Source organism: Arthrobacter sp. W4I7, from assembly GCF_030816215.1.
Lineage (GTDB): Bacteria > Actinomycetota > Actinomycetes > Actinomycetales > Micrococcaceae > Arthrobacter > Arthrobacter siccitolerans_A.
Genome location: NZ_JAUSXU010000001.1, coordinates 479,378 through 497,987, shown reverse-complemented (window position 1 = coordinate 497,987; position 18,610 = coordinate 479,378). Strand labels below are relative to the sequence as shown.

The window sequence follows — 18,610 nt, the reverse complement described above, 5'->3', positions numbered from 1 at the left end:
ACGCCCGAGGCCAAGGGGAACCAGGCAAGGGGCAATAAGGCAGGGGGCAGTCAGCCAAGGGGAAGCCACAGGTCAGGGACTATGGGCTGCAACCCGCTTTTCAGGGATGGAGTGGGTGTTCACGGCTCGTTCAAGCACCTGAACCGGCGGCTTCACCTGAACTCAAGCACCTGAACCGGCGGCTTCACCTGAACTGAGGGCTTTCCCCTGAACGGGTGGCCTCACCTGAACTGGGGACTTCACCTGGACGGATGGCCTCACCCGATCAGAGGGCATCCCTTGAGCAGTGGGACGTACTGCCGTTATGAAGGCGCTACCGGGGAGCGGCGGCGCGCTTGCCCTATAAGTGTGGCCGGTGGTTGTTCGTGTTTCGACGGCATGCCGTTGCCCTGGCCCGGAAACAGTTGTGGCGCCCCAGCCTGGTATTTCTTTGGTGTGGTTGCAGGCTTCGCAGAGGCCTTGGCCGTTGGCACTGGTGGTCGGCCCGTCGTTATGCCAGGGGATGACGTGGTCCAGGTGGCGGATGGGTGCGTCGCAGTAGGGGGTGCGGCAGGTGTCATCCCGGGCCTGAATAAACCGGCGGAGCCCTGGCGGGAAGAGCCGGGCCTTGGAGTCCATCGCGACGAGTTCACCGCTGGTTGGTGCGGTGTAGAGCCGGCGCAGCCAGACTTTGAGTTCGTTGCTTTCCACGGTTCCTGCTGGGGGCGCGGTTCCCGGGGCGCCAAAACCAACGGCCCGCGTGCCGTTGTTTGCTGAATCATCTGATCCCGGGCCCGCTGGTGCTGGACGAGCCGCCACAAAGCCGGTGGATCTTGGGCCAGCCATGAGCTTACCCAGGACGGCTTTCCTGGCCCATTCGCCTGGAACGATGCCGTAGCCGGTGAGGCAGGCGGGTTCGCTGTCGCCTTGGAAGAGGGTGCGGTCGGTCAGGACGAGCTGGAGGTCGATGCCGGTGTAACCACCCGGGGTGCCGGTGATGCACTCCACGAGCTGATCGGCCATGATCGCTCCCTTGGAACGCTCATCACCGGAAGATTTCTGGGTGTCGGCGTGGCGCGTGAGTGCTGCGTAGGCGGCCACACCCTGGGCTACCGGGAGCAGTGCCGTCAGGCGGGTCATCGTGTCAGGTGCCGGACGGAGGGTGACGGTACGTTCCGCCACGGCATGGGAAGCCCGTTTCGCGACCGACTGGGGGTCCCGCCGGTACGCTGCCGTTCGGACGCACGCGACAACGGCGCGGTCTCCGGCTCCGGTCAAGGTCCCGGTATCGGCTGCGATCTCCTCGTCCACTGCGCACCGGTCCTCGATGGACAGGCAGGCAGTTTCCTTCACCACCAAGGTGGCCCGCCACTCGTTCAACTGGCCCGATTCGAGCGCTGCCAGCGCGTGGGGCATCTCGGTGACCAGGGCTTTCCCCAAACCCAGCAGCCTGCCGCCCCGTGACGGCGACTCCCGCCGGGCGAGAGCGATTTCCGCGCCCACCCCGGCACCAAGCTCATCGGCGGGCACACCGGCTGCGGCCTGCTCCTGACGTGTTGCGAGGTCGTAGGCCACGGCGATCCGGGCCTGCTTCGCAGCTACCGCAGACTTCACGTCCTCCAACTCCCGCATCTGGTCAATCATTCTTTGCCGGTCAGCAGCCACAGGAATGGAAGCCAGCGATGCAAGGACGTCAGGGACGGAAGGGACAGCACGGTTCCCCACCGGGACCGCCCCTATCGATAACTGATCCGCTTCCATAAACAAAGTCTTCCAGCAGGGTCAGACAAAACCCCGCTACCAACCTGGCTATGTGGATAACGCGGATATCCTTCACGGGCGCCCGGGCAGAGTGGCAGGATGGCGGGGTGGAAAGCCTCGAAACCAAGCGGCTGATCCTCCGCCCATGGGAGCCGGAGGACGCCGACTTCGTGCTGGATCTCTACTCCCGCTGGGAGGTGCAGCGCTTTATCGGCAACCAACCACGCGTGATGAGGAAACGTGCTCAAGCTGAGGAACGGATCCTTACGTGGCGATCCATGGGCAACCCCTTCCACGGCGTCTGGGCCGTTCAGCTGAAAGAGCCAGCCCCTCTGCAGGACCCGGCCCTTCTGCAGGAGCCAGCCCAGCTGAAAGACCCAGCCCAGCCCCAGAACAGTCCGCCCCTGGCCGGCACCCTGCTCCTCAAGTCCATCCCGGCGTCGGGCGAAACGCTTCCGCTGCAGCCCTCGGGTGAGACCGAGATTGGTTGGCACTTCCACCCCGATCACTGGGGGCACGGTTACGCGTCGGAAGCAGCCAGCGCGGTCCTCGCCCACGCGTTCGACAACGGGCTGGACAGGATCCTGGCGGTCACGGCCCCGGCCAATACTGCATCACAGAGGGTCTGCCTGCGCATCGGAATGACCCACCGGGGACAAACCAACAGGTACCACAACGCAACCTGCGAGCTCTTCGAAGTCACATCACCCTAGCCCGGCCCCTTCCACAGACGCTGCCACCACGAGCGCGGCGGTTCCGGTTCCGGCGGCGGAAGCTCCTGGGCCCGGGCGGCACGGCGCTGACGCCACCGGTCCACCTCTTCGTCCACGTCCCGGGTCTTGGTGATCACCGGCGGGCCGCCCTGGAGCTGGCGCCGGGCGTCGATGACACGGCGGTTGAAGTCCTGCAGCATGTCCCTCACCTGTTGCTCGGTGTACTGCGCATCCAGTTTGGCGTCCAGTTCGGCATCCTCGGTGCGCAGCAGGAGGGCGGCCGGTCCGAGGCCACTGATGTTTTCCCGCTGGATGAGGCCTTTGACCCACCAGTCGGGGTCGTATGACTCCCCCAGGCCCGGGATCGGCTTGCCCGCATATTTGAGGTTGTCGAACTTTCCGTGCGCCATCGCATCCCGGACCAGGTATTCCGCCCGTGCGGCGTCGCTGACCTTTCGGCGCTTTTCACGCTCCTGCGCGTCAAGGGCGTCGAGCGCGGCTTCCTCCTCGGAACTGATGCCGGCTCCGCGGTAGGACCGGACCTCGGCGGCACGCTCCAGTCGCTTCCGGAAATCCTCCGCACCGCCGCTCATCGCCGCCACCACCCCTCGAAATGTTGCTTCCTTCCAGTATTCAGAAGCTTTTCGTCCGGTTCAACGCCCTCCCGCCAGCACGCATTCCAGGCGGTCCTGGACCTCCCGGCCGGGGGCGAAGGAAAGCGTACGACGGCGGGAGGTGCCGCCGTCGTACGCTTTCCTTGGATGCCGTGAAGGTCAGGCGTTGGCGTGCTCGGCGAGGATGGCGTCGATCTGGCCGACGGCCTCCCGCATGCCTTCCTCCATGCCCATCTGGACCATCTGCTCCATCTGTTCTTCGGATTCGAAGGTGGAAACGATGGTCATCCGGGTCCGCCCGCCGGTGTCCTCAAGGGTGACCGTGGCGTGGGTGGTGCCCATGGACTCGACCGGAGCCCCGTTTTCGTCCGCGAAACCGTCGTCGAACTCCAGCTTGCCGGGAGCCTCGATGGCAGTGAAGCGCCACCAGCCGCCGGCCTTTTCACCCTCGGGCCCGGTCATGTAGTAGCCGGCTTTTCCGCCGGACTCGAAATCGAACTGTTCAAAGGTGGCCGGCCAGGTGGGCGGACCCCACCAGCGCTCCAGCTGGCGTGGGTCTTCCCAGAGCTGCCAGACGCGTTCGACTCCAGCGTCGAACTCCGCAACGAGAATGAAGCTGAGCGCCTCAAGGTTCTTGGTGGAACTGATAACCGACATTGCAGAACCCTTTCCTTATCCTTCAGCCAGAATGTCAGCGATCCGGCCTACGCGCTGCCGCCAGATCGCCTCGTACTCATCGAGCAGCCGCCGGGCCTTTTGCAGCCCTTCGTGGTTACCGCGCACGATCTGCTCCCTTCCGCGCTTCTCCTTGGTGACCAGGGAGGCGCGCTCCAACACCGCCACGTGCTTTTGGACGGCAGCGAAACTCATGGCGTAAAGGCCCGCGAGGCCGGAGACCGAATACTCACCAACCATCACCCGCCGGACGATGTCCCGGCGTGTGGAATCGGCGAACGCCTGGAAAAGGCGGTCAAGTTCGGTTTCGCGGAGCTGATCTACAACCATTTGGTTGTACGATAGTCCTGGTGGGTACAGGTGTCAATGGGTTTCCTACAAGGAGCACCTGCGCAAGGAACGCCTGTACAACGAACACGCGGCCTGGATTGCCGTGGTGGCCGCCATGGCTGCGGATGAGGGTACGGCGCTTTTCCTGCCCGACGGCGGAGCCCCGGTCTTCGAGGTGAGAGGCAGCGGCAGCTGTTGGGACATCCGCAGGACCAGGGAAGGCTTGAGGGTGGCCGTCCGGACGGCAAGCGACAAGGTGCCTAAGCGTCGAAGTGTGTCTGGATGCTGGTGCCCTGCAGCTGTTCAATCAGTTCCGTGGCCACGTCCCGCAGCTTCCGGTTGCGGTTGCTGGAGACCTTGGTCAGGATCTCCATCGCTTCTGATTGCGAGCACCTGTTCTGCGCCATGATTACACCACACGCGAGGTTGATGGCGGTCCGGCTTTGCATTGCTGCTTCCAGGTCTTCCGCCCGGTTTTCCGCAGTTTTGATCCGGACCGACAGATGCAGCGTGCTGTGGGCGGCGGCGCCAAAACCCACGGCCTTGTCGTAGACGTTGGGGCTGAAGACGCCCGGCCTGGACGCGAAGAAGTTCAGTGCCGCGCTTGCTTCCTTGTTGATTTCCAGGGGCACACCCAGCGAGCTGTAGACGCCTGACTCGGCGAATCTTTTGGCCAGCTCTGGCCACCGGGAGTCCGAGGAAACATCGTCGATAATCACCGGTGACATCTCCTTCAGGGCCCTCATGCAGGGCCCATCACCGACGGCCTGCTCGATGCGGTCGAGCTCGATGGCCCGATTGCTGCTGCCGGCAACCGTAGACGGCCTGCGCCGCAGCTTGACGGTCACGGCGCACTCAACGGCATCCCCCGACGCTTCGGAAACCGCTGCAGCGGCCAGCCCGGAGAGCCCCGACAGGAACTGCAGGCCATCCTCCGCCCCCACCAGGATGTCTTGAAGCTGCGCGACCGATTCGTTGTCCGATGAATTCGACATAGGCCCATCTTATGTGCCACCCATAAAAGCGGGGGCGTTGGAGTATTAGAGCTAGGGACGGCTGTGTTCCAGGGCTGCCGCCTCGGGTTCGTCCGAGGGCTTGGGCATCATCCTTTCCGATGCGCGCCGGATCGCTTCCCGGGCATGTGCCAGTCTTCGACTATCGAGTCCTGCCCCGTGCAGCGCAGCTTCCAGTTCGGTCATGGCATTGTGCAGTGCCGGCGCATCCGGGTGCTGGATAACAGCCGGCATGCAGGCATCAATGGCGGTCTGGAAGCTTTCCATGTCGCTTGGGTGCAGCCTTGGTGCAAGCCGGGTGAACGAGCGGACCAGTTCGGCACAGGTTTGGACCTGGCGCGACTCCGCACTGGCAATAATGAGGTTGGAGAGGGCCGAAAGTCCGCGGGCCACCGCTCCGTCCGTATAGACAATGGGAAGCTCCTCCCGATCCTTTGAACGGTCCGACCGGTCCCGTTCACCACTGATCAGCCAGCGCCCGAGGAGATCTGAGAGCGACCGCACAGCCACTATGGCTGTGCTGGGACTCTGGCCTGCGCTGGTGGCCGTGGCCCAGGCAATGTTCTCAAGCTGGTCCAAGGCATAGCCCGATTCCGCGTCAACGTCCCGAACGTCGTCAATGCCAAAAGCGGAGAGGACGTCTGCGTCGTACGAATCGTCATCTGCGTCCACCCCCACAACCCGCGCCACCACTTCGGCGAAGACGAGGTACTCACCGAGCCTGCCCTCGATGAGGATCTCAGCGTTCCTGCCGACCCGGCGCGCCACTTCGGCCAGTTTGGGAAGGTCAATGGTCACCACGTATCCGCTGTCCAGCACCTTGACTGATCTTTCGGCTGCGCCCGGGAACGTCCGCCGTTCAACCCTGGTACTGCCCAACAGGCGCAGCTCGCTTTCCCTGGCCTCAAGGGCCAATTCATGGATAGAGCGCATCACGGACTCGGGCCGCATCTGGTCGATGGTGGCGTGGATCAACATCAACAGGACAACCAAGGCAACGATAGTCAAAAGCAAGGTTATACATGCGCCGTAAACAGGGGCCGGCCCCTCCTCCCGGGCAAGGCCGAGGACCAGGAAAGTGAAGGCGGAGGCGCCGACAAAAAAACCGAAGTAGGCCTGGTTCGGCTTGCGACGAAGAAACTGGTCCAGGACTACCGGAGTGAGGGAACTCGCTGTTTGCTGCACTGCAAGCAGCAGTACCGAGAACGTAATTGACGTGACGGTCAACAGGCTTGTTGCCACAGCGGACACGAAGTCGACCGCTCCGCCGCCAGGCACCAGGCTTTCAGCCGCGGCACGCAGCCCCGAGCGGCCGGTGGAGGAAGCATCCAGCACCGATACCACCACGCCGGCAACGCAAAAAGAGATTGTAACCATCAGTGGCAGCCGCAGAAACTCGGCAACTCCGCGCTGAAGCCGGCTCGCCTCATGCATGCCGCCCGAGCTGCGGAGAGGATCCCGGAGCGCTGCTTTCCGCACCGCAGGTTTCTCCCTGTTACTCACCCGCCCGCACCTCCGGATCTGTCCGTCCGTCCCCCATCCACGAATTAAGGCCGCCTGCCTGACCACTTCGAATAACTACAAATACTGAGGATCAATGTTTACTTACCCGGCCGTCCGGGCCTTATTCAACGGGCCCGGACAGCAACGGATTCTTTGGCGAACCAAGCGCCTATTCGGGAAGTTCCATCTGGAAACCGCACTGGCAGTGCAGTACCTGCGTGGTGAGGTAGACGTCCAAGGCGTCTTCAAACGGCCCGTCAGTGAAGGCCGGCATGCTGAGCCGGCGCAGTTCGGAGCCGGTTTTCCGCATGAGTTCCCCACAGTGGATGTAGTGCCTGCCGGAGGCAAGCACACCTTCGACGCGATTCCCGGGTCCCTCCGGATGAATGGACATTGCTATGCGGCGGCCGGGTAGCTGGACAGGATGTAGTCGGCCGCTGCCGGGCCCACCATCCGGAGTTTGGTGTCGTGGAGGTCGACGCCGGCCCGGTGCATCGCTGCGCGGAAGGCGACGTCCGTCTTGGCTTCCATCCCCTGGAGCAGGCACCAACTGACGTAAAGCCCATAAAGGCAATCCGCAGACATAGGGCAGTCAGTGTCGAATTCCGGGACGGTTGCTTCAGCAAGGAACTTTGTGAAATGCGAGTCAGCCACGATGGCCCTCTTTCGCCGGTGTGCATTTTTCCGCCGTCTTGCTACAGCGCTCACTCCTGAAAGGCCCTGCACATGGCCCGGAGGGGTAAGTCATCAAAATAAGTGACGCCTACCACTAAGAATTTACGCACTGGCCGTACTTCTGTCCAATCGCATTTGTGGCGTACCCGCTGAACTCAAGGCATTACTCATCGAAGTGTGTACGCAGCGCGGGGTCCGGCGAGACTGATTCGATGACCCCTGCCGCCACATCCCGCAGCTTGACGTTGCGGCTGTTGGAGGCCTTCCTCAAAATGGCCATCGCTGCGGCCTGGCTGCATCGGTTTTGAGCCATGATCACGCCCACGGCAATGTCGATGGCCGTCCGCGACTTCATGGCAGCCTCCAGGTCCTCCTTCGCATCCCTCAACTGGGCCAGGCGCAGTTCAAGCCGGAGCGTTTTGGAAGACTGCTCGCCAAAAAACTCGGCCTGTGCGATGTCCCCAGGTGAAAAACCCTGAGCTGCCGATGAATAGATATTCAGGGCAGCCGAGGAGTCCCCCTCGAGTTGCAGGGGCACACTGAGGATAGAGCCGACACCATAGGCTGAGACTGCCTGGGAATACTCCGGCCAGCGGTGTTCGCTGGCAACATCTGCCACGTAGATAGTCTTTCCGGTCCGCATGGCCGCCAGGCAGGGCCCGTCACCATAGGCGTACTGAAGCTCATCCATGACCCGGGCCCTGGGCGTACTGGAAGCGACGGTGATGGGGCGCTTCCGGCGCACCACCGTCACGTTGCAGTGGAGTTCTCCGCCGGGCGGGGCCAGGAGGGAGGCCGAGAAAACCGCGAGTTCCTCGAAGAAGTCCTGGGCGTCAGCGGTTTGCAGGACGAGGTCCTGCAAACGGGATACGATCCCGTCCTGAATTGCAGCGGCAGCGGGCAAAACGTCTGCTCTGATGGGCAAAGAGGCTGTGTTGGGCTGGGCGTCCATTTCGATGTCCCTGAAATTGGGCTTCAACCGCAGCGGTTTCCCACGCGGCCTTTAGACGCCCACTTCCAAACGCTTTCCCGAGACTACATCGAGTCGACGTTCTTACGGAAAGCCGCTGTGCCGAAGCCAGCGCGGCGGCATCTGCAGGGGCTATGCTGGTAATGGATCGAAAAAATTTTTCCGGTCCGGCCCAGCAGGGGGCATCCCACAGCAATGTCCGCCGCAGAAGGTTGGCTACCATGCCACAACAGCTCCCCCTGGATGATCTCACTCTCGCATTGGCCCGCATTAATGACCTGCTCCTGACCGAGGAGAAGGTAGACAGGGCCGTCCAGTTGCTTGCCGAAGGCATCCGTGATGCCTTTCCCGGAAGCTCCGGTGCCGGTGTATCGCTCCTGGACGAAAAGGGCACCAGAACCAGCACAGGAGCCACGGACCCCGTTGTCCTGGAAGCAGATTCTGCCCAGTACGAGCTCGGCCAAGGACCATGCCTTACCGCCTGGGCCAGCGAACGCACTGTATTGATCGACGACGTCTTCACCGACGACCGCTGGCCCTTGTGGTCGCAGGCGGTAAGGGACCTGTCAATCCGGTCCGTCATCAGTGCACCCCTCATGGCAGGCAGGCGTTGCCTGGGGGCATTGAAAATTTACTCATCCCAGCCCGGGGCCTTCGACACTTCCACCTCACGGCCGCTGGAAAAACTTGTGGTGCCGGCGGCTACCCTCCTGGACAACATCCAAAGCTCGGACTCCCCTCTTCGCTTTACCAGGGTCCTGACCTCTGCCCTGGACAGCCGGGATACCATCAACCGTGCCCAGGGCTTCCTGATGCGGCTGCACGGCTTGGACCAGGGCGAAGCCCTCAAGAAACTGGTGGAGCAGTCCAGGACCACCAGGCAGTCACTTCTCAGCGTCAGCAGAGAGATACTCAACGGGACGAAGAACCTCTCCGATGACGGAACATGACAGGAGCAGCCCCGATCCCTCGGCTGGAATTGAGCAGGAACAAAGCCGGCTCCTGCGCAAAGCCCTGCTCCGCTCCGGCCTGAAGCATGGGGATCTCTGGCTGCGCTACTTCAGCATCGGAGGCACGGTGGGTGAATACGAAGTGGATGCCTACATTCAGTCACTGCTGTCCCTGCCGCCGGGTCAACGGGACCTGCTGGCCCACGCAGCAAATGAACTCATCGACGAACTTCCACCATTGCCCCGCGCACCGTACTTGGAAGACCTCACCAAGTAAGAAGGAGCCCGCTTCATGAAAAGCCGCACCCGTCTGCCCAAGGCCACCGCGTTGGAGTCCGCCGCTTTTTTCCTTGCTGTGTTCCTGCCAACCACGGCTAAGGGCCCGATCATCCGCCGGCCAAAGGTGGAGGCAGGAGCGGAACGGCTAGGCCTGGATGACCGGGCAGTCCGCCGGATGGCCAAGCTCGCCCGCAAATACCCTAAGGGGCCGCTGATGCTCCGGCTCCCGGGGCGCAAGCAAGCCGTGGTGCTGCGGCCGGAACACCTGCATTACGTCCTTGCCAACTCACCGGAGCCTTTCTCCCCGGCGAGCAGCGAGAAGAAAGCGGCGCTTGCGCACTTCGAACCACGGTTTGTGCTCATCTCAGAAGGCCGGGAGAGGACCGCGCGAAGGGCGTTGCAGGAACAGGTCCTGGACGCGCACTGCCCTGTTCATCACCTTGCAGCATCCTTCATACCCATCGTCCGGGAAGAGGCGGACCAGCTGTTGCGGGGCATCAAGGACGGAAGCCCGGCGGGAAACATGGAATTGGGATGGGACCGCTTCGTCCAGTCCTGGGACCGCGTGGTGCGGCGAAGCATCTTCGGGGATCAAGCCCGTGATGACCACGAACTGACCGACATGCTGGCCAAGCTCCGGGAAAATGCGAACTGGTCTTTCCTCAAGCCCAAGGACAAGGGTTTACGGACGAAGTTCCTCAGCCGCGTTGAGGACCGGATGAAGGATGCTGAGCCGGGCAGCCTGGCATTTTCCATGGCAAAGATGCACCCCGGCCAGGACGCGGCGCCGGTAGATCAGATCCCCCAGTGGCTGTTCGCCCTTGAAACGACAGGTATGGCCACCTTCAGGACGCTGGCACTCCTGGCCACGCATCCGGAACACCTGGCCGCGGCCAAGGCGGAAGTGGAGCAGGACACAACGGAACGCCGGCACGTGCCCTTCCTGCGCGCTTGTGTCCTGGACTCTCTGCGGTTGTGGCCCACGACGCCCGTGATCCTCCGCCAGAGCACCAGGGAACTAGAGTGGCCCGATGGCGACATGCCAGCCCGTTGCGGTGTCCTGATCTACGTCCCCTACTTTCACCGGGACGAAGCCCGCGTCCCCCAGGCGCATTCCTTCACACCGGAGCGCTGGCTGGACAAGAACGGCGATGAGGGCTGGCCGCTGGTCCCCTTCAGCGATGGTCCGGTGTTCTGTCCCGGACGTCAACTCGCGCTGATGCTGAGCAGCGCCATGCTCGGCTCCCTTATTGAAAAGAGCTCTTTCGCATTGTCCTCCCCGCAGGCGCTTGGCCCGGAAAAACGCCTTCCCGGTGCGCTCAACAACTTCTCCCTGCGCTTCACCGTCTCCGGCAGCCAGCCGCATCCCAGCCGGGAGCCGAGTGCCTGAACGTGCGCGCCCGGGGGAGGGCGCCCGCCGTCGTCATCGTTTCGATGCCAGCCGAATCCCTGTGGGCCCAGGGGACGGCGGGAACGCCTTGGCCCTATGCTGGAACTATGGCGCAGCAACTTCCCCTCGACGAGCTCAGCACTGTGATCGCTCGAATCCAGGGGTTGCTGCTGACGGAAGAAAAGGTGAAAACGGCCGTCCGGCTCTTAGCCCAGGCGGCCAAGGAGTCGGTTCCGGGCACCATCGGAGCGGGGGTATCCCTCCTGGATGCCCGTGGGCGCCGGATCAGCAGTGGTTATACGGACAGGATCGTGGCTCAGACCGACGCCATGCAGTATGAATGCGGCGAAGGCCCCTGCCTGACCGCGTGGGCTACGGAAAAGCCGGTTCTGCTCGAGGACATCCGGGAGGAGTCCCGGTGGCCGGACTGGCGCAGGGCAGTGCAAGGGCTGCCAGTGCGCTCGGTGGTCAGCGCTCCCCTCATTGCAGGCAGGGAGTCCATTGGCGCACTGAAGTTGTATGCCGCGGCCCCCAACACTTTTGACGAATCCAGCACCGCCTTGCTTCAACTTTTTGCGGCGCCGGCCGCCACGCTGCTCTCGCACATCCAGGCCAGCGAGGCACCCCACAAAATGACCGAGGGCCTGCAGACATCCTTGTACAGCCGTGACCTTGTGAACCGTGCCTGCGGTGTTCTGATGGAGCGCCTGGGACTTGGCCACGAAGCGGCCCTGCAGTGGTTGATCAGGCAAGCGCGGGACGAGAACACAGCATTGCAGGACATCAGCGCGCACGTCCTGGCCGGGACGCCGGCGCCCGGGTCGTAGGAAGCGCCCATGGGCTTTGATCCTAACGAACCCGAACAACGGCGCAGGCTGCGTTCAGCCATGAGGGCCGCAGGCATCTCCGTATCCGAGTTGTGGCTGAAGTATTTCGGCATGTCCGGCGACGCCGGCGAATACGAGGTGGAGGCATATCTGCAAGGGCTGCTGTCGCTGCCACCGGTACAGCGTGACCTGCTCGCGTTGGCGGCCAACGAGCTCATTGATGACCTTCCCAGGCCACGGGCACCGTACTCCGACGATTTCGACGGCGGTCCAGGCCCCGGCCCAAGCACCTCCGATCCCGCCGCACAAGAGATCCGGAAAGATGGCACCGGCGGGCAATCGGAAGCGGACGAGTAGATCGAAGGACCGGGCGTATCAATAGGTCCGGCACCGGCGTAGTGTCGGTAGTAGGAGATTTCGGGATAGCCAACAGATCCAGAGGTTGAATGATCGGGTTCCCCGCGTAGAGAGCGGAGGCCGCCAGCCAGGGGCACGTGCCCACGGCGCACCCAGGGATCGAGGGCCGATGGCCCAGGACAGCAGCCTTACCACTTCGGACCAGATGCAGGATTTGCTCCTCGAAAGTCCCGGGTTCCCTGAGTTCCTGCTGGGTTTGGCCACTATCTCCGCCTCGTTGCTCGGCTCCGATGGCTCAGTCACCTGCACCATTACCGTGGAGCGCGAGGGAGGCCCTGCAACGGTTGCCAGCAGCACAGAGGAGGGGCGGCGGCTGGATGAAACGCAGTACGCGTTCGACGACGGACCCTGCCTGACTGCCGCACGGCAGCAGCGGCTGGTGTTAATTCCGGACCTGAAAAGCGACCAGCGCTGGAGCGATTATCTGGAAGCGGCGCTGCGGGAGGGCGTGCGCTCCGTACTCGCTGTCCCCATCCCCACAGACCCCTTTTCGCATGCCGGATTGAACTGCTATGCAAGCACGGTGGGCGCCTTCAACGAGGAGACGGTAGCGCTTCTCGGACAGCACGCGGCGGCCATGTCCCGTGTGCTCCGGATCGCTCTGCGGCTGCATGGGCCGGAAATCCATCCGGACCACCTCCGCGCCGCGCTGAAGTCGCGGGCCGTGGTGGACGCGGCCGTGTCGCTCATCATGCTCCAGCAGCACGGCGGACGGGAAGGCGCGCTGGAGGTGCTTCAACTGGCGGCGAAGTCCGGTAACCGCAGGATGCAGGACATCGCCACGGACATCGTCCGTGGAGGCGGATTCTCCGGAGCCCAGCGAGACGGAGGGCAGGAATGAATCCCTTTGAAACTGAAGGCCCGGAGCCAGCGGACCGGGCCTTCGAAGAACGGCGGGGCACAGCGGAGCGTTTCCGCAAGACCGACCTTCCGCTGGCCCAACTGTGGACGTACTACTACGGGCTGGGGGGCGGAATCGACGAGATGTCCCTGGATGCCTATCTTCACGAGGCAATCGACATCCCGGCCGGGCAAGTCGCGCTGATCGCCATGGCTTTGACGGAACTGATGGAAGGCGAAACCCCATGACGAACCACGAGCCCATGGCCGGAAACTTTGGCGCCTTGCCTCAGGCCGCCCCGGCCATCCAGGCATCCCCGGACATGGAAACGCGGCTGCAGGGACTGGTTCTGGCCAGCAAGGATGTCATCAGCTTCCTGACCGATCTGGCGGTGCTGGCCTCCTCCAGGCTGTCCTCCCCGGGCAACCGTATCCACACCGGCGTCACCGTTATCCGGCGCAAGAGGCCCGAAGCCCTTGCCAGCAGCGATGCGGCGGCCAGAGCACTGGATGAGCTGCAGAACGGGTTCGGCGACGGTCCGTGCCTGACGGCCCTTCGCAACGGAATCACCCTCCTGGTTCCCGACCTGACCGACGAGCGGCGGTGGGCTCCGTACGTCAAGGCCGCCCGGGAGCATGGTGTCTGCTCGATCCTTGCAGTACCAATGGATCTGGCCGGCGAGGCCGAAGGCGTGATGAACCTGTATTCCGGCTGCAGCAGCGGGTTCACTGCCGAGGATATTTCCACCGCGGAAGCGTTCGCCAGCCAGGCCGCCAGTTCGCTGCGGCTGGTCCTTCGCATCGCCCAGCTCAGTGAGGCCAGAAATGACCTCGCAATAGCGATGCAGTCCCGCACCGTGATCGATATGGCCATCGGAGCCATCATGGCCGAGAACAGGTGCACCCGGGACGTGGCCTTCAACATCCTGACCAAGGCCTCCAGTGCCCGTAATATCAAGCTGCGCGAAGTGGCGGCTGCCGTCATTTCATCCATTTCGGGCGAGAAGCAGATCGACACCTACTTCGACGAATAGACACGTGGCCGGCGCCGCCCTCCCTTGCCGACGTGATGAGTCTCACCTGCAACAATTGCCCGTTTCGGTTGTGGCGCTTCGCCGGCTCTGGGCACTATGGAAAAGCAGGGCAGCCGCCGCTGGGTTCACGCTCCCGGAGGCCTGGTGTGCTTGGTCACATCGGCCCTGTCCCGGTTGCTAATCCGAAAAGCAACCTGCAACATGGAAGTACGGGAATGCGCTTTCCCACCTGCAGTCCGTCCTCACCGACGAGGACACGGCCCGGGCAACGAAGACTCCGGACCGCCAACCGCATGAAATGGAAGTTGAATAATGACGTTCGATGCCAATAACTCCGTGACCCTCAAGATCTGGGACCGGTCAGCCCTCCACCACACGCTTGATGCTGCGGTGAGTGACCTCTCGGCCCGTCACAACACCACTTCGTGCCGCATTGCCGTCACCTGCAGCGGGCCCAACACGTTCACGTTGAGCGTCCGTGACGAGGGCGCCCTCGCATCGGCCTAACTTCCGGACAACAAAACTGCAGCGGACGACGGCGGGAGGTTTCCGCCGTCGTCCGCTGCAGTTAAATGCCGCCCGGGTAGGTGCTGCTCATGGCCGCTGGCCGGCACGATGGGGGTGATCAGCAGCAGTCCTGATCGTCGTCGCAGCAACCGGAGTCGCCGCAGCATCCTGTCGTCATTCCGCTCACCCCCTCCCCTGTTCCGGATCCTAGCTGTGGGTTGGTTCCTCAACCAGCGCGGTGGCGATGCTGTCCGCATCCTCCAGCGCCGCGAGGTAGCGTTCGGCGTCGAGGGCGGCCGCGCAGCCGGTGCCCGCGGCGGTAATCGCCTGGCGGTAGCGGTGGTCCACGGCGTCGCCGCAGGCGAAAACGCCGGAGAGGTTGGTGACGGTAGTGGGGGCGTCCACCTTGATGTAGCCGTCCCCGTCCAGGTCCACCTGGTCGGTCAGCAGTTCAGTGCGCGGCACATGCCCGATCGCGACAAAAATTCCGGTAGCCGAGTGTTTCCGTGCCTCCCCGGAGCGGGTGTCCGTCAGGGTGACGCCATTGACTTTCCCGTCACCGTGGATGGCGGTGACGGCGGAGTTCCAGGCGAACGTGATCTTGGGGTTGTCCTTGGCCCGCTGCGCCATGATGCGGGAGGCGCGGAGTTCGTTTTTCCGGACCACGACCGTGACTGACTTTCCGAACCGGGTCAGGAACATTGCTTCCTCCATGGCCGAGTCACCGCCGCCCACCACGATGATGTCCTGTTCGCGGAAGAAGAACCCGTCGCAGGTGGCGCACCAGGAAACACCGTGGCCGCTGAACTTCTTCTCCTCCGGCAGGCCGAGTTCCTTGTACGCCGAGCCGGTAGCCAGGATGACGGCCGGGGCGCGGTGGGTTTCGCCGCCGCCGGTGACCACCGTCTTAACGTGTCCCTTCAGCGACACCTCCGTGACGTCGTCGAAAACTACCTTGGCGCCGAACTTCTCAGCCTGCTCCTGCAGCCCGTCCATGAGTTCCGGCCCCTGGATGCCGCCGGGGAAGCCGGGGAAGTTTTCGACTTCGGTGGTGTTCATCAGCGCACCGCCGGCGGTGACGGATCCCGCAAGCACCAGCGGCGCAAGGCCCGCGCGGGCTGCGTAGATCGCGGCGGTGTAGCCGGCGGGGCCGGAACCGATGATAATCAGCTGTTCGGTTGCGGGATGCTGGTTGTTCGCGTCAATGGTCACGGCAGGCTTCCTTTTGCGTAGGGCGTTTGGGAACAGGCTACTGGGCGTCCGGGTGCTGCGCGGGCACCAGTTCAGTGATCAGGTTCTCGATCCGGGTCTTGATCTCATCGCGGATGGGCCGGACGGCGTCCACGCCCCGGCCGGCGGGATCCTCCAGGACCCAGTCCTCATAACGCTTTCCAGGGAAATACGGACATTCGTCGCCGCAGCCCATGGTGATCACCACGTCGGATTCCTTCACCGCCTCGGCGGTGAGGACCTTCGGCAATTCGGCGGACATGTCGATGCCCAGCTCTGCCATGGCTTCGACGGCGGCCGGGTTCACTTTGTCTGCGGGCCGGGAACCTGCCGAGCGCACCTCCACTGCGCCCTTGGCCATGGTAGTCAGGAACGCGGCGGCCATCTGGGAACGGCCCGCGTTGTGGACGCAGACGAACAGTACGGAGGGCTTCCTGGCGGTTTCGGGGATCATGGTCTCTCCTGGGATTCGGGGGTTCAGCGGGCGCCGGGAGCGGAGGCGAAGTAGCGCCTGCGCACCCACAGAGCCGCGTATACAAGTGCAACAAGTGCGGGCACTTCAATCAAGGGTCCGACGACGCCGGCGAGCGCCTGCCCGGACGTCACACCGAAGGTGCCAATCGCCACCGCGATGGCCAGTTCGAAGTTGTTGCCGGCGGCAGTGAACGCGAGGGTGGTGGTTTTGGCGTAGCCAAGGCCCAGCCGCTTCCCCACCAGCATGCCCGCCGCAAAGACCACCACGAAGTAGACCAGCAGCGGCAGCGCAATCCTTGCCACGTCAAGGGGCTTGGAGGTGATGCTGCCGCCCTGGAGGGCGAACAGCAGGGTGATGGTGAAGAGCAGGCCGTACAGCGCCCATGGCCCGATTTTGGGAAGAAAAACGGATTCATACCAGTCCCGGCCTTTTGCCTTTTCTCCGACGGTCCGGGTGAGGAAGCCGGCCAGCAGCGGGATTCCCAGGAAGATCAGTACCGAGGCTGTGATAGCTCCGAAGGCGAAGTCTGCGCTGGTGGCGGGCAGGCCCAGCCAGGACGGCAGGAGTTGGAGGTAGAACCAGCCCAGCGCTCCGAAGGCGAGCACCTGGAAGATGGAGTTGATGGCTACGAGGACGGCGGCAGCCTCACGGTCTCCGCAGGCGAGGTCGTTCCAGATCATCACCATGGCAATGCAGCGGGCCAGCCCAACGATGATGAGTCCGCTGCGGTACTCAGGCAGGTCTGCCAGGAACAGCCAGGCCAGGACGAACATAAAGGCCGGAGCCAGGAGCCAGTTGATCACCAGCGAGGAGACCAGCAGCTTCCTGTCCCCGATGATGCGCCCGGCCTGGTCGTAGCGGACTTTGGCGAGCACCGGATACATCATCACCAGCAGCCCGATGGCGATGGGGAGCGAGACCTCCCCCACCTTGACGGCTTCGAGCGCCGTGTCCAGGCCCGGGACCAGATTCCCTAGAGCGAGGCCCAGCAGCATCGCCGCAACGATCCAGACGGGAAGGAACCGGTCCAGCGTGGAGAGTTTTCCGACGACCGCGGCCTCTCCTGGAGCAGGTGGCGGCGGTTGGGTCTGGGTGCTCACGGTTCTCCTGGGAGGCTCAGCCGGGACTGAACAAGATTGATGGCTATCGATACGTGCAGTATGACCAGCTATATCGATGGATGTCAATCTGTTGCATAATGGGGTTCATGGCAGCCCAGCAGACCCTCGAACCCGTGGTTGACGACTCCTGCTGCGTTCCTTCCGGGAAGCCTGCCTTGGGCGCCGAGGATGCCCGGCAGAAGGCACAGGTCTTCAAGGCGTTGGCCGACCCCAACCGGCTGCGCCTGCTGTCCATTGTTAAAGCCGGGGAGTCCGGAGAGGCCTGCGTGTGCGACCTGACCGAGCCCTTGGACCTCGGGCAGCCCACTGTCTCACACCACTTGAAAGTCCTCGTGGACGCCGGGCTGCTTCACCGTGAGAAGCGGGGCACGTGGGCCTACTATTCCCTGGTTCCAGGTGCACTCGACGAGGTGGCCGGACTCCTGGGGACGCTGTGAATCAGCAACCCGAAGCGGAAGCCCGACTCCGCGGGGCGCGGCCCGCTGGGCTGAACCGTGCGTCACTGAACCGTGCATCAATGAACCTGGTCCCGGCGGGGCTCGTTTCGGCGTCGGGCTTTCTGCTGTTTGTCCGTGAGGACCGCCTGTCCGGCTTCCTGCTGCTCGGCGCCGCCCTCGTGCTGGCCGGGATCATCAGCCGGCAGTTGTTAGTTGACCTGGCCCTGGTTGCCGTGGGGTTGGCTGCAATGAGCCTGGTCCCCATCACCACGGACATCAGCACCGGGCACATGGCCGTGATGGGGACGGCGATGGTCCTGGCCGTCGGTGTCCCGTATGCCGTTTCGCGCTTCGCCACCAAGGACCACGCCATCCGGTTTCCCGTCCGGACCGGCCAGCCGTGGACCCGCGTCGAGAAGTGGTATCTGCCCGCGGTCCTGGTGATCGGGTATGCGCTGATGCCCGTCTACATGATCCGGACCGGCGTCTACAACAACTGGCCGGCCGTCAGTGACCCGGAGGGCATCGCCAGGCTTTTCCTCGGCACCAACGTGCTGGGCATCTGGGATGAGCTGTTCTTCATCTGCACCGCGTTCACGCTCCTGCGCCGGCATCTCCCGGACTGGCAGGCCAACCTGCTCCAGGCTGTGCTCTTCACGTCCTTCCTGTGGGAGCTTGGATTCCACGCCTGGGCGCCGTTCTTCATCTTCCCGTTTGCGCTGCTGCAGGCGCGGCTGTTCACCATCACCCGGTCGCTGTCCTACATCGTCAGCGTGCACCTGCTGTTCGACTTCGTGCTGTTCCTGGTCCTCATCCACGCGCACAACCGCGCATGGATCGACATCTTCCTGTACTGACTTCTTTCACTCT

At 63.5% G+C, this 18,610-nt stretch carries 24 protein-coding genes; 12 read left to right on the top strand and 12 right to left on the bottom strand.

What is annotated here, in order from left to right; genetic code table 11:
- Positions 1-162: 162 nt before the first annotated feature.
- Positions 163-1,740, bottom strand: coding sequence for an HNH endonuclease signature motif containing protein (locus QF047_RS02315; protein WP_307273484.1), 1,578 nt, complete (start codon positions 1,738-1,740; stop codon positions 163-165).
- A 107-nt stretch (positions 1,741-1,847) separates the two neighbouring features.
- Here QF047_RS02315 and QF047_RS02310 point away from each other — a divergent pair, with 107 nt between their 5' ends.
- Complete coding sequence (locus tag QF047_RS02310; RefSeq protein WP_307273482.1) at positions 1,848-2,453, top strand: GNAT family N-acetyltransferase; 606 nt, start codon at positions 1,848-1,850, stop codon at positions 2,451-2,453.
- Here QF047_RS02310 and QF047_RS02305 read toward each other — a convergent pair.
- From QF047_RS02305 to QF047_RS02270, 8 genes are all read right to left on the bottom strand, one after another.
- The gene (locus tag QF047_RS02305) at positions 2,450-3,046 is read right to left on the bottom strand and encodes a DUF1992 domain-containing protein (RefSeq protein WP_307273479.1); all 597 of its coding nucleotides are present in this window, start codon (positions 3,044-3,046) and stop codon (positions 2,450-2,452) included. The two genes, QF047_RS02310 and QF047_RS02305, sit on opposite strands and share 4 nt — an antisense overlap.
- A 180-nt stretch (positions 3,047-3,226) precedes the next feature.
- The gene (locus QF047_RS02300; protein WP_307273477.1) at positions 3,227-3,724 is read right to left on the bottom strand and encodes an SRPBCC domain-containing protein; all 498 of its coding nucleotides are present in this window, start codon (positions 3,722-3,724) and stop codon (positions 3,227-3,229) included.
- A 15-nt stretch (positions 3,725-3,739) separates the two neighbouring features.
- Positions 3,740-4,072, bottom strand: a complete 333-nt coding sequence (locus QF047_RS02295) for a helix-turn-helix transcriptional regulator (protein ID WP_306635797.1) — start codon at positions 4,070-4,072, stop codon at positions 3,740-3,742.
- Between the two features lie 260 nt (positions 4,073-4,332).
- A complete protein-coding gene (locus QF047_RS02290; protein ID WP_307273472.1) occupies positions 4,333-5,067 on the bottom strand; it encodes a GAF and ANTAR domain-containing protein in 735 nt (244 codons plus the stop codon).
- Positions 5,068-5,118: 51 nt separating this feature from the next.
- Entirely contained in the window at positions 5,119-6,519 is a 1,401-nt protein-coding gene (locus QF047_RS02285) for a DUF2254 family protein (RefSeq protein WP_307281712.1), read from the bottom strand.
- Positions 6,520-6,757: 238 nt separating this feature from the next.
- Entirely contained in the window at positions 6,758-6,898 is a 141-nt protein-coding gene (locus QF047_RS02280; RefSeq protein ID WP_306635802.1) for a hypothetical protein, read from the bottom strand.
- Between the two features lie 86 nt (positions 6,899-6,984).
- A complete protein-coding gene (locus tag QF047_RS02275) occupies positions 6,985-7,242 on the bottom strand; it encodes a hypothetical protein (RefSeq protein ID WP_307273468.1) in 258 nt (85 codons plus the stop codon).
- A gap of 184 nt (positions 7,243-7,426) precedes the next feature.
- Complete coding sequence (locus QF047_RS02270) at positions 7,427-8,188, bottom strand: GAF and ANTAR domain-containing protein (RefSeq protein ID WP_307273465.1); 762 nt, start codon at positions 8,186-8,188, stop codon at positions 7,427-7,429.
- Positions 8,189-8,454: 266 nt separating this feature from the next.
- Between QF047_RS02270 and QF047_RS02265 the strand changes: the two genes are divergently transcribed.
- The 9 genes from QF047_RS02265 to QF047_RS02225 all read left to right on the top strand — a co-directional run bounded on the left by QF047_RS02265 (position 8,455) and on the right by QF047_RS02225 (position 14,477).
- Positions 8,455-9,183: a GAF and ANTAR domain-containing protein gene (locus tag QF047_RS02265; RefSeq protein WP_307273464.1), complete on the top strand. Its 729-nt coding sequence runs from the start codon at positions 8,455-8,457 to the stop codon at positions 9,181-9,183.
- Positions 9,170-9,460 carry a hypothetical protein gene (locus QF047_RS02260; RefSeq protein ID WP_306635809.1) on the top strand — a complete coding sequence of 97 codons (291 nt, stop codon included), beginning with the start codon at positions 9,170-9,172 and terminating at the stop codon, positions 9,458-9,460. The genes QF047_RS02265 and QF047_RS02260 overlap by 14 nt, the downstream gene beginning before the upstream one ends.
- Before the next feature lie 15 nt (positions 9,461-9,475).
- Positions 9,476-10,852: a cytochrome P450 gene (locus QF047_RS02255; RefSeq protein WP_307273462.1), complete on the top strand. Its 1,377-nt coding sequence runs from the start codon at positions 9,476-9,478 to the stop codon at positions 10,850-10,852.
- Between the two features lie 107 nt (positions 10,853-10,959).
- Positions 10,960-11,679 carry a GAF and ANTAR domain-containing protein gene (locus QF047_RS02250; protein ID WP_307273459.1) on the top strand — a complete coding sequence of 240 codons (720 nt, stop codon included), beginning with the start codon at positions 10,960-10,962 and terminating at the stop codon, positions 11,677-11,679.
- 9 nt (positions 11,680-11,688) lie between these two features.
- Positions 11,689-12,036, top strand: coding sequence for a hypothetical protein (locus QF047_RS02245; protein WP_307273457.1), 348 nt, complete (start codon positions 11,689-11,691; stop codon positions 12,034-12,036).
- A 169-nt stretch (positions 12,037-12,205) separates the two neighbouring features.
- The gene (locus QF047_RS02240; RefSeq protein WP_307273455.1) at positions 12,206-12,937 is read left to right on the top strand and encodes a GAF and ANTAR domain-containing protein; all 732 of its coding nucleotides are present in this window, start codon (positions 12,206-12,208) and stop codon (positions 12,935-12,937) included.
- The gene (locus QF047_RS02235; protein ID WP_307273452.1) at positions 12,934-13,185 is read left to right on the top strand and encodes a hypothetical protein; all 252 of its coding nucleotides are present in this window, start codon (positions 12,934-12,936) and stop codon (positions 13,183-13,185) included. Before QF047_RS02240 ends, QF047_RS02235 begins: the two co-directional genes overlap by 4 nt.
- On the top strand, positions 13,182-13,970 hold the full coding sequence (locus QF047_RS02230; RefSeq protein ID WP_307273450.1) for a GAF and ANTAR domain-containing protein: 789 nt from the start codon (positions 13,182-13,184) through the stop codon (positions 13,968-13,970). Before QF047_RS02235 ends, QF047_RS02230 begins: the two co-directional genes overlap by 4 nt.
- Positions 13,971-14,282: 312 nt before the next feature.
- Positions 14,283-14,477 (top strand): hypothetical protein, encoded by a 195-nt coding sequence (locus QF047_RS02225; RefSeq protein ID WP_306635821.1) that lies wholly within the window; start codon positions 14,283-14,285, stop codon positions 14,475-14,477.
- A gap of 207 nt (positions 14,478-14,684) precedes the next feature.
- On the opposite strand, the gene trxB is transcribed toward QF047_RS02225, so the two are convergent.
- From trxB to arsB, 3 genes are read right to left on the bottom strand one after another with little or no spacing between them, the layout of a single operon-like run.
- Positions 14,685-15,689 (bottom strand): thioredoxin-disulfide reductase, encoded by a 1,005-nt coding sequence (gene trxB / locus QF047_RS02220; protein WP_307273446.1) that lies wholly within the window; start codon positions 15,687-15,689, stop codon positions 14,685-14,687.
- A gap of 37 nt (positions 15,690-15,726) precedes the next feature.
- On the bottom strand, positions 15,727-16,161 hold the full coding sequence (locus tag QF047_RS02215; RefSeq protein WP_307273443.1) for an arsenate reductase ArsC: 435 nt from the start codon (positions 16,159-16,161) through the stop codon (positions 15,727-15,729).
- 23 nt (positions 16,162-16,184) lie between these two features.
- Positions 16,185-17,282 carry an ACR3 family arsenite efflux transporter gene (arsB, locus tag QF047_RS02210; protein WP_373427736.1) on the bottom strand — a complete coding sequence of 366 codons (1,098 nt, stop codon included), beginning with the start codon at positions 17,280-17,282 and terminating at the stop codon, positions 16,185-16,187.
- Between the two features lie 107 nt (positions 17,283-17,389).
- Between arsB and QF047_RS02205 the strand changes: the two genes are divergently transcribed.
- Both QF047_RS02205 and QF047_RS02200 read left to right on the top strand, forming a co-directional pair.
- A complete protein-coding gene (locus tag QF047_RS02205; RefSeq protein WP_306635827.1) occupies positions 17,390-17,740 on the top strand; it encodes a metalloregulator ArsR/SmtB family transcription factor in 351 nt (116 codons plus the stop codon).
- Between the two features lie 80 nt (positions 17,741-17,820).
- Entirely contained in the window at positions 17,821-18,597 is a 777-nt protein-coding gene (locus QF047_RS02200; RefSeq protein WP_307273438.1) for a type II CAAX prenyl endopeptidase Rce1 family protein, read from the top strand.
- Positions 18,598-18,610: the final 13 nt, after the last annotated feature.

Excerpts from the sequence above, each read along its gene's own strand:
- QF047_RS02255 (WP_307273462.1), top strand. The coding sequence starts at position 9,476 with ATGAAAAGCCGCACCCGTCTGCCCAAGGCCACCGCGTTGGAGTCCGCC.
- QF047_RS02200 (WP_307273438.1), top strand. The coding sequence starts at position 17,821 with ATGAACCTGGTCCCGGCGGGGCTCGTTTCGGCGTCGGGCTTTCTGCTG.
- QF047_RS02290 (WP_307273472.1), bottom strand. The coding sequence starts at position 5,067 with ATGTCGAATTCATCGGACAACGAATCGGTCGCGCAGCTTCAAGACATC.
- QF047_RS02300 (WP_307273477.1), bottom strand. The coding sequence starts at position 3,724 with ATGTCGGTTATCAGTTCCACCAAGAACCTTGAGGCGCTCAGCTTCATT.
- QF047_RS02235 (WP_307273452.1), top strand. The coding sequence starts at position 12,934 with ATGAATCCCTTTGAAACTGAAGGCCCGGAGCCAGCGGACCGGGCCTTC.
- QF047_RS02280 (WP_306635802.1), bottom strand. The coding sequence starts at position 6,898 with ATGCGGAAAACCGGCTCCGAACTGCGCCGGCTCAGCATGCCGGCCTTC.
- QF047_RS02250 (WP_307273459.1), top strand. The coding sequence starts at position 10,960 with ATGGCGCAGCAACTTCCCCTCGACGAGCTCAGCACTGTGATCGCTCGA.
- QF047_RS02225 (WP_306635821.1), top strand. The coding sequence starts at position 14,283 with ATGACGTTCGATGCCAATAACTCCGTGACCCTCAAGATCTGGGACCGG.
- QF047_RS02295 (WP_306635797.1), bottom strand. The coding sequence starts at position 4,072 with ATGGTTGTAGATCAGCTCCGCGAAACCGAACTTGACCGCCTTTTCCAG.
- QF047_RS02305 (WP_307273479.1), bottom strand. The coding sequence starts at position 3,046 with ATGAGCGGCGGTGCGGAGGATTTCCGGAAGCGACTGGAGCGTGCCGCC.
- QF047_RS02205 (WP_306635827.1), top strand. The coding sequence starts at position 17,390 with ATGGCAGCCCAGCAGACCCTCGAACCCGTGGTTGACGACTCCTGCTGC.
- QF047_RS02260 (WP_306635809.1), top strand. The coding sequence starts at position 9,170 with ATGACGGAACATGACAGGAGCAGCCCCGATCCCTCGGCTGGAATTGAG.
- QF047_RS02245 (WP_307273457.1), top strand. The coding sequence starts at position 11,689 with ATGGGCTTTGATCCTAACGAACCCGAACAACGGCGCAGGCTGCGTTCA.
- QF047_RS02215 (WP_307273443.1), bottom strand. The coding sequence starts at position 16,161 with ATGATCCCCGAAACCGCCAGGAAGCCCTCCGTACTGTTCGTCTGCGTC.
- QF047_RS02265 (WP_307273464.1), top strand. The coding sequence starts at position 8,455 with ATGCCACAACAGCTCCCCCTGGATGATCTCACTCTCGCATTGGCCCGC.
- QF047_RS02230 (WP_307273450.1), top strand. The coding sequence starts at position 13,182 with ATGACGAACCACGAGCCCATGGCCGGAAACTTTGGCGCCTTGCCTCAG.
- QF047_RS02285 (WP_307281712.1), bottom strand. The coding sequence starts at position 6,519 with ATGCATGAGGCGAGCCGGCTTCAGCGCGGAGTTGCCGAGTTTCTGCGG.
- QF047_RS02240 (WP_307273455.1), top strand. The coding sequence starts at position 12,206 with ATGGCCCAGGACAGCAGCCTTACCACTTCGGACCAGATGCAGGATTTG.
- QF047_RS02315 (WP_307273484.1), bottom strand. The coding sequence starts at position 1,740 with ATGGAAGCGGATCAGTTATCGATAGGGGCGGTCCCGGTGGGGAACCGT.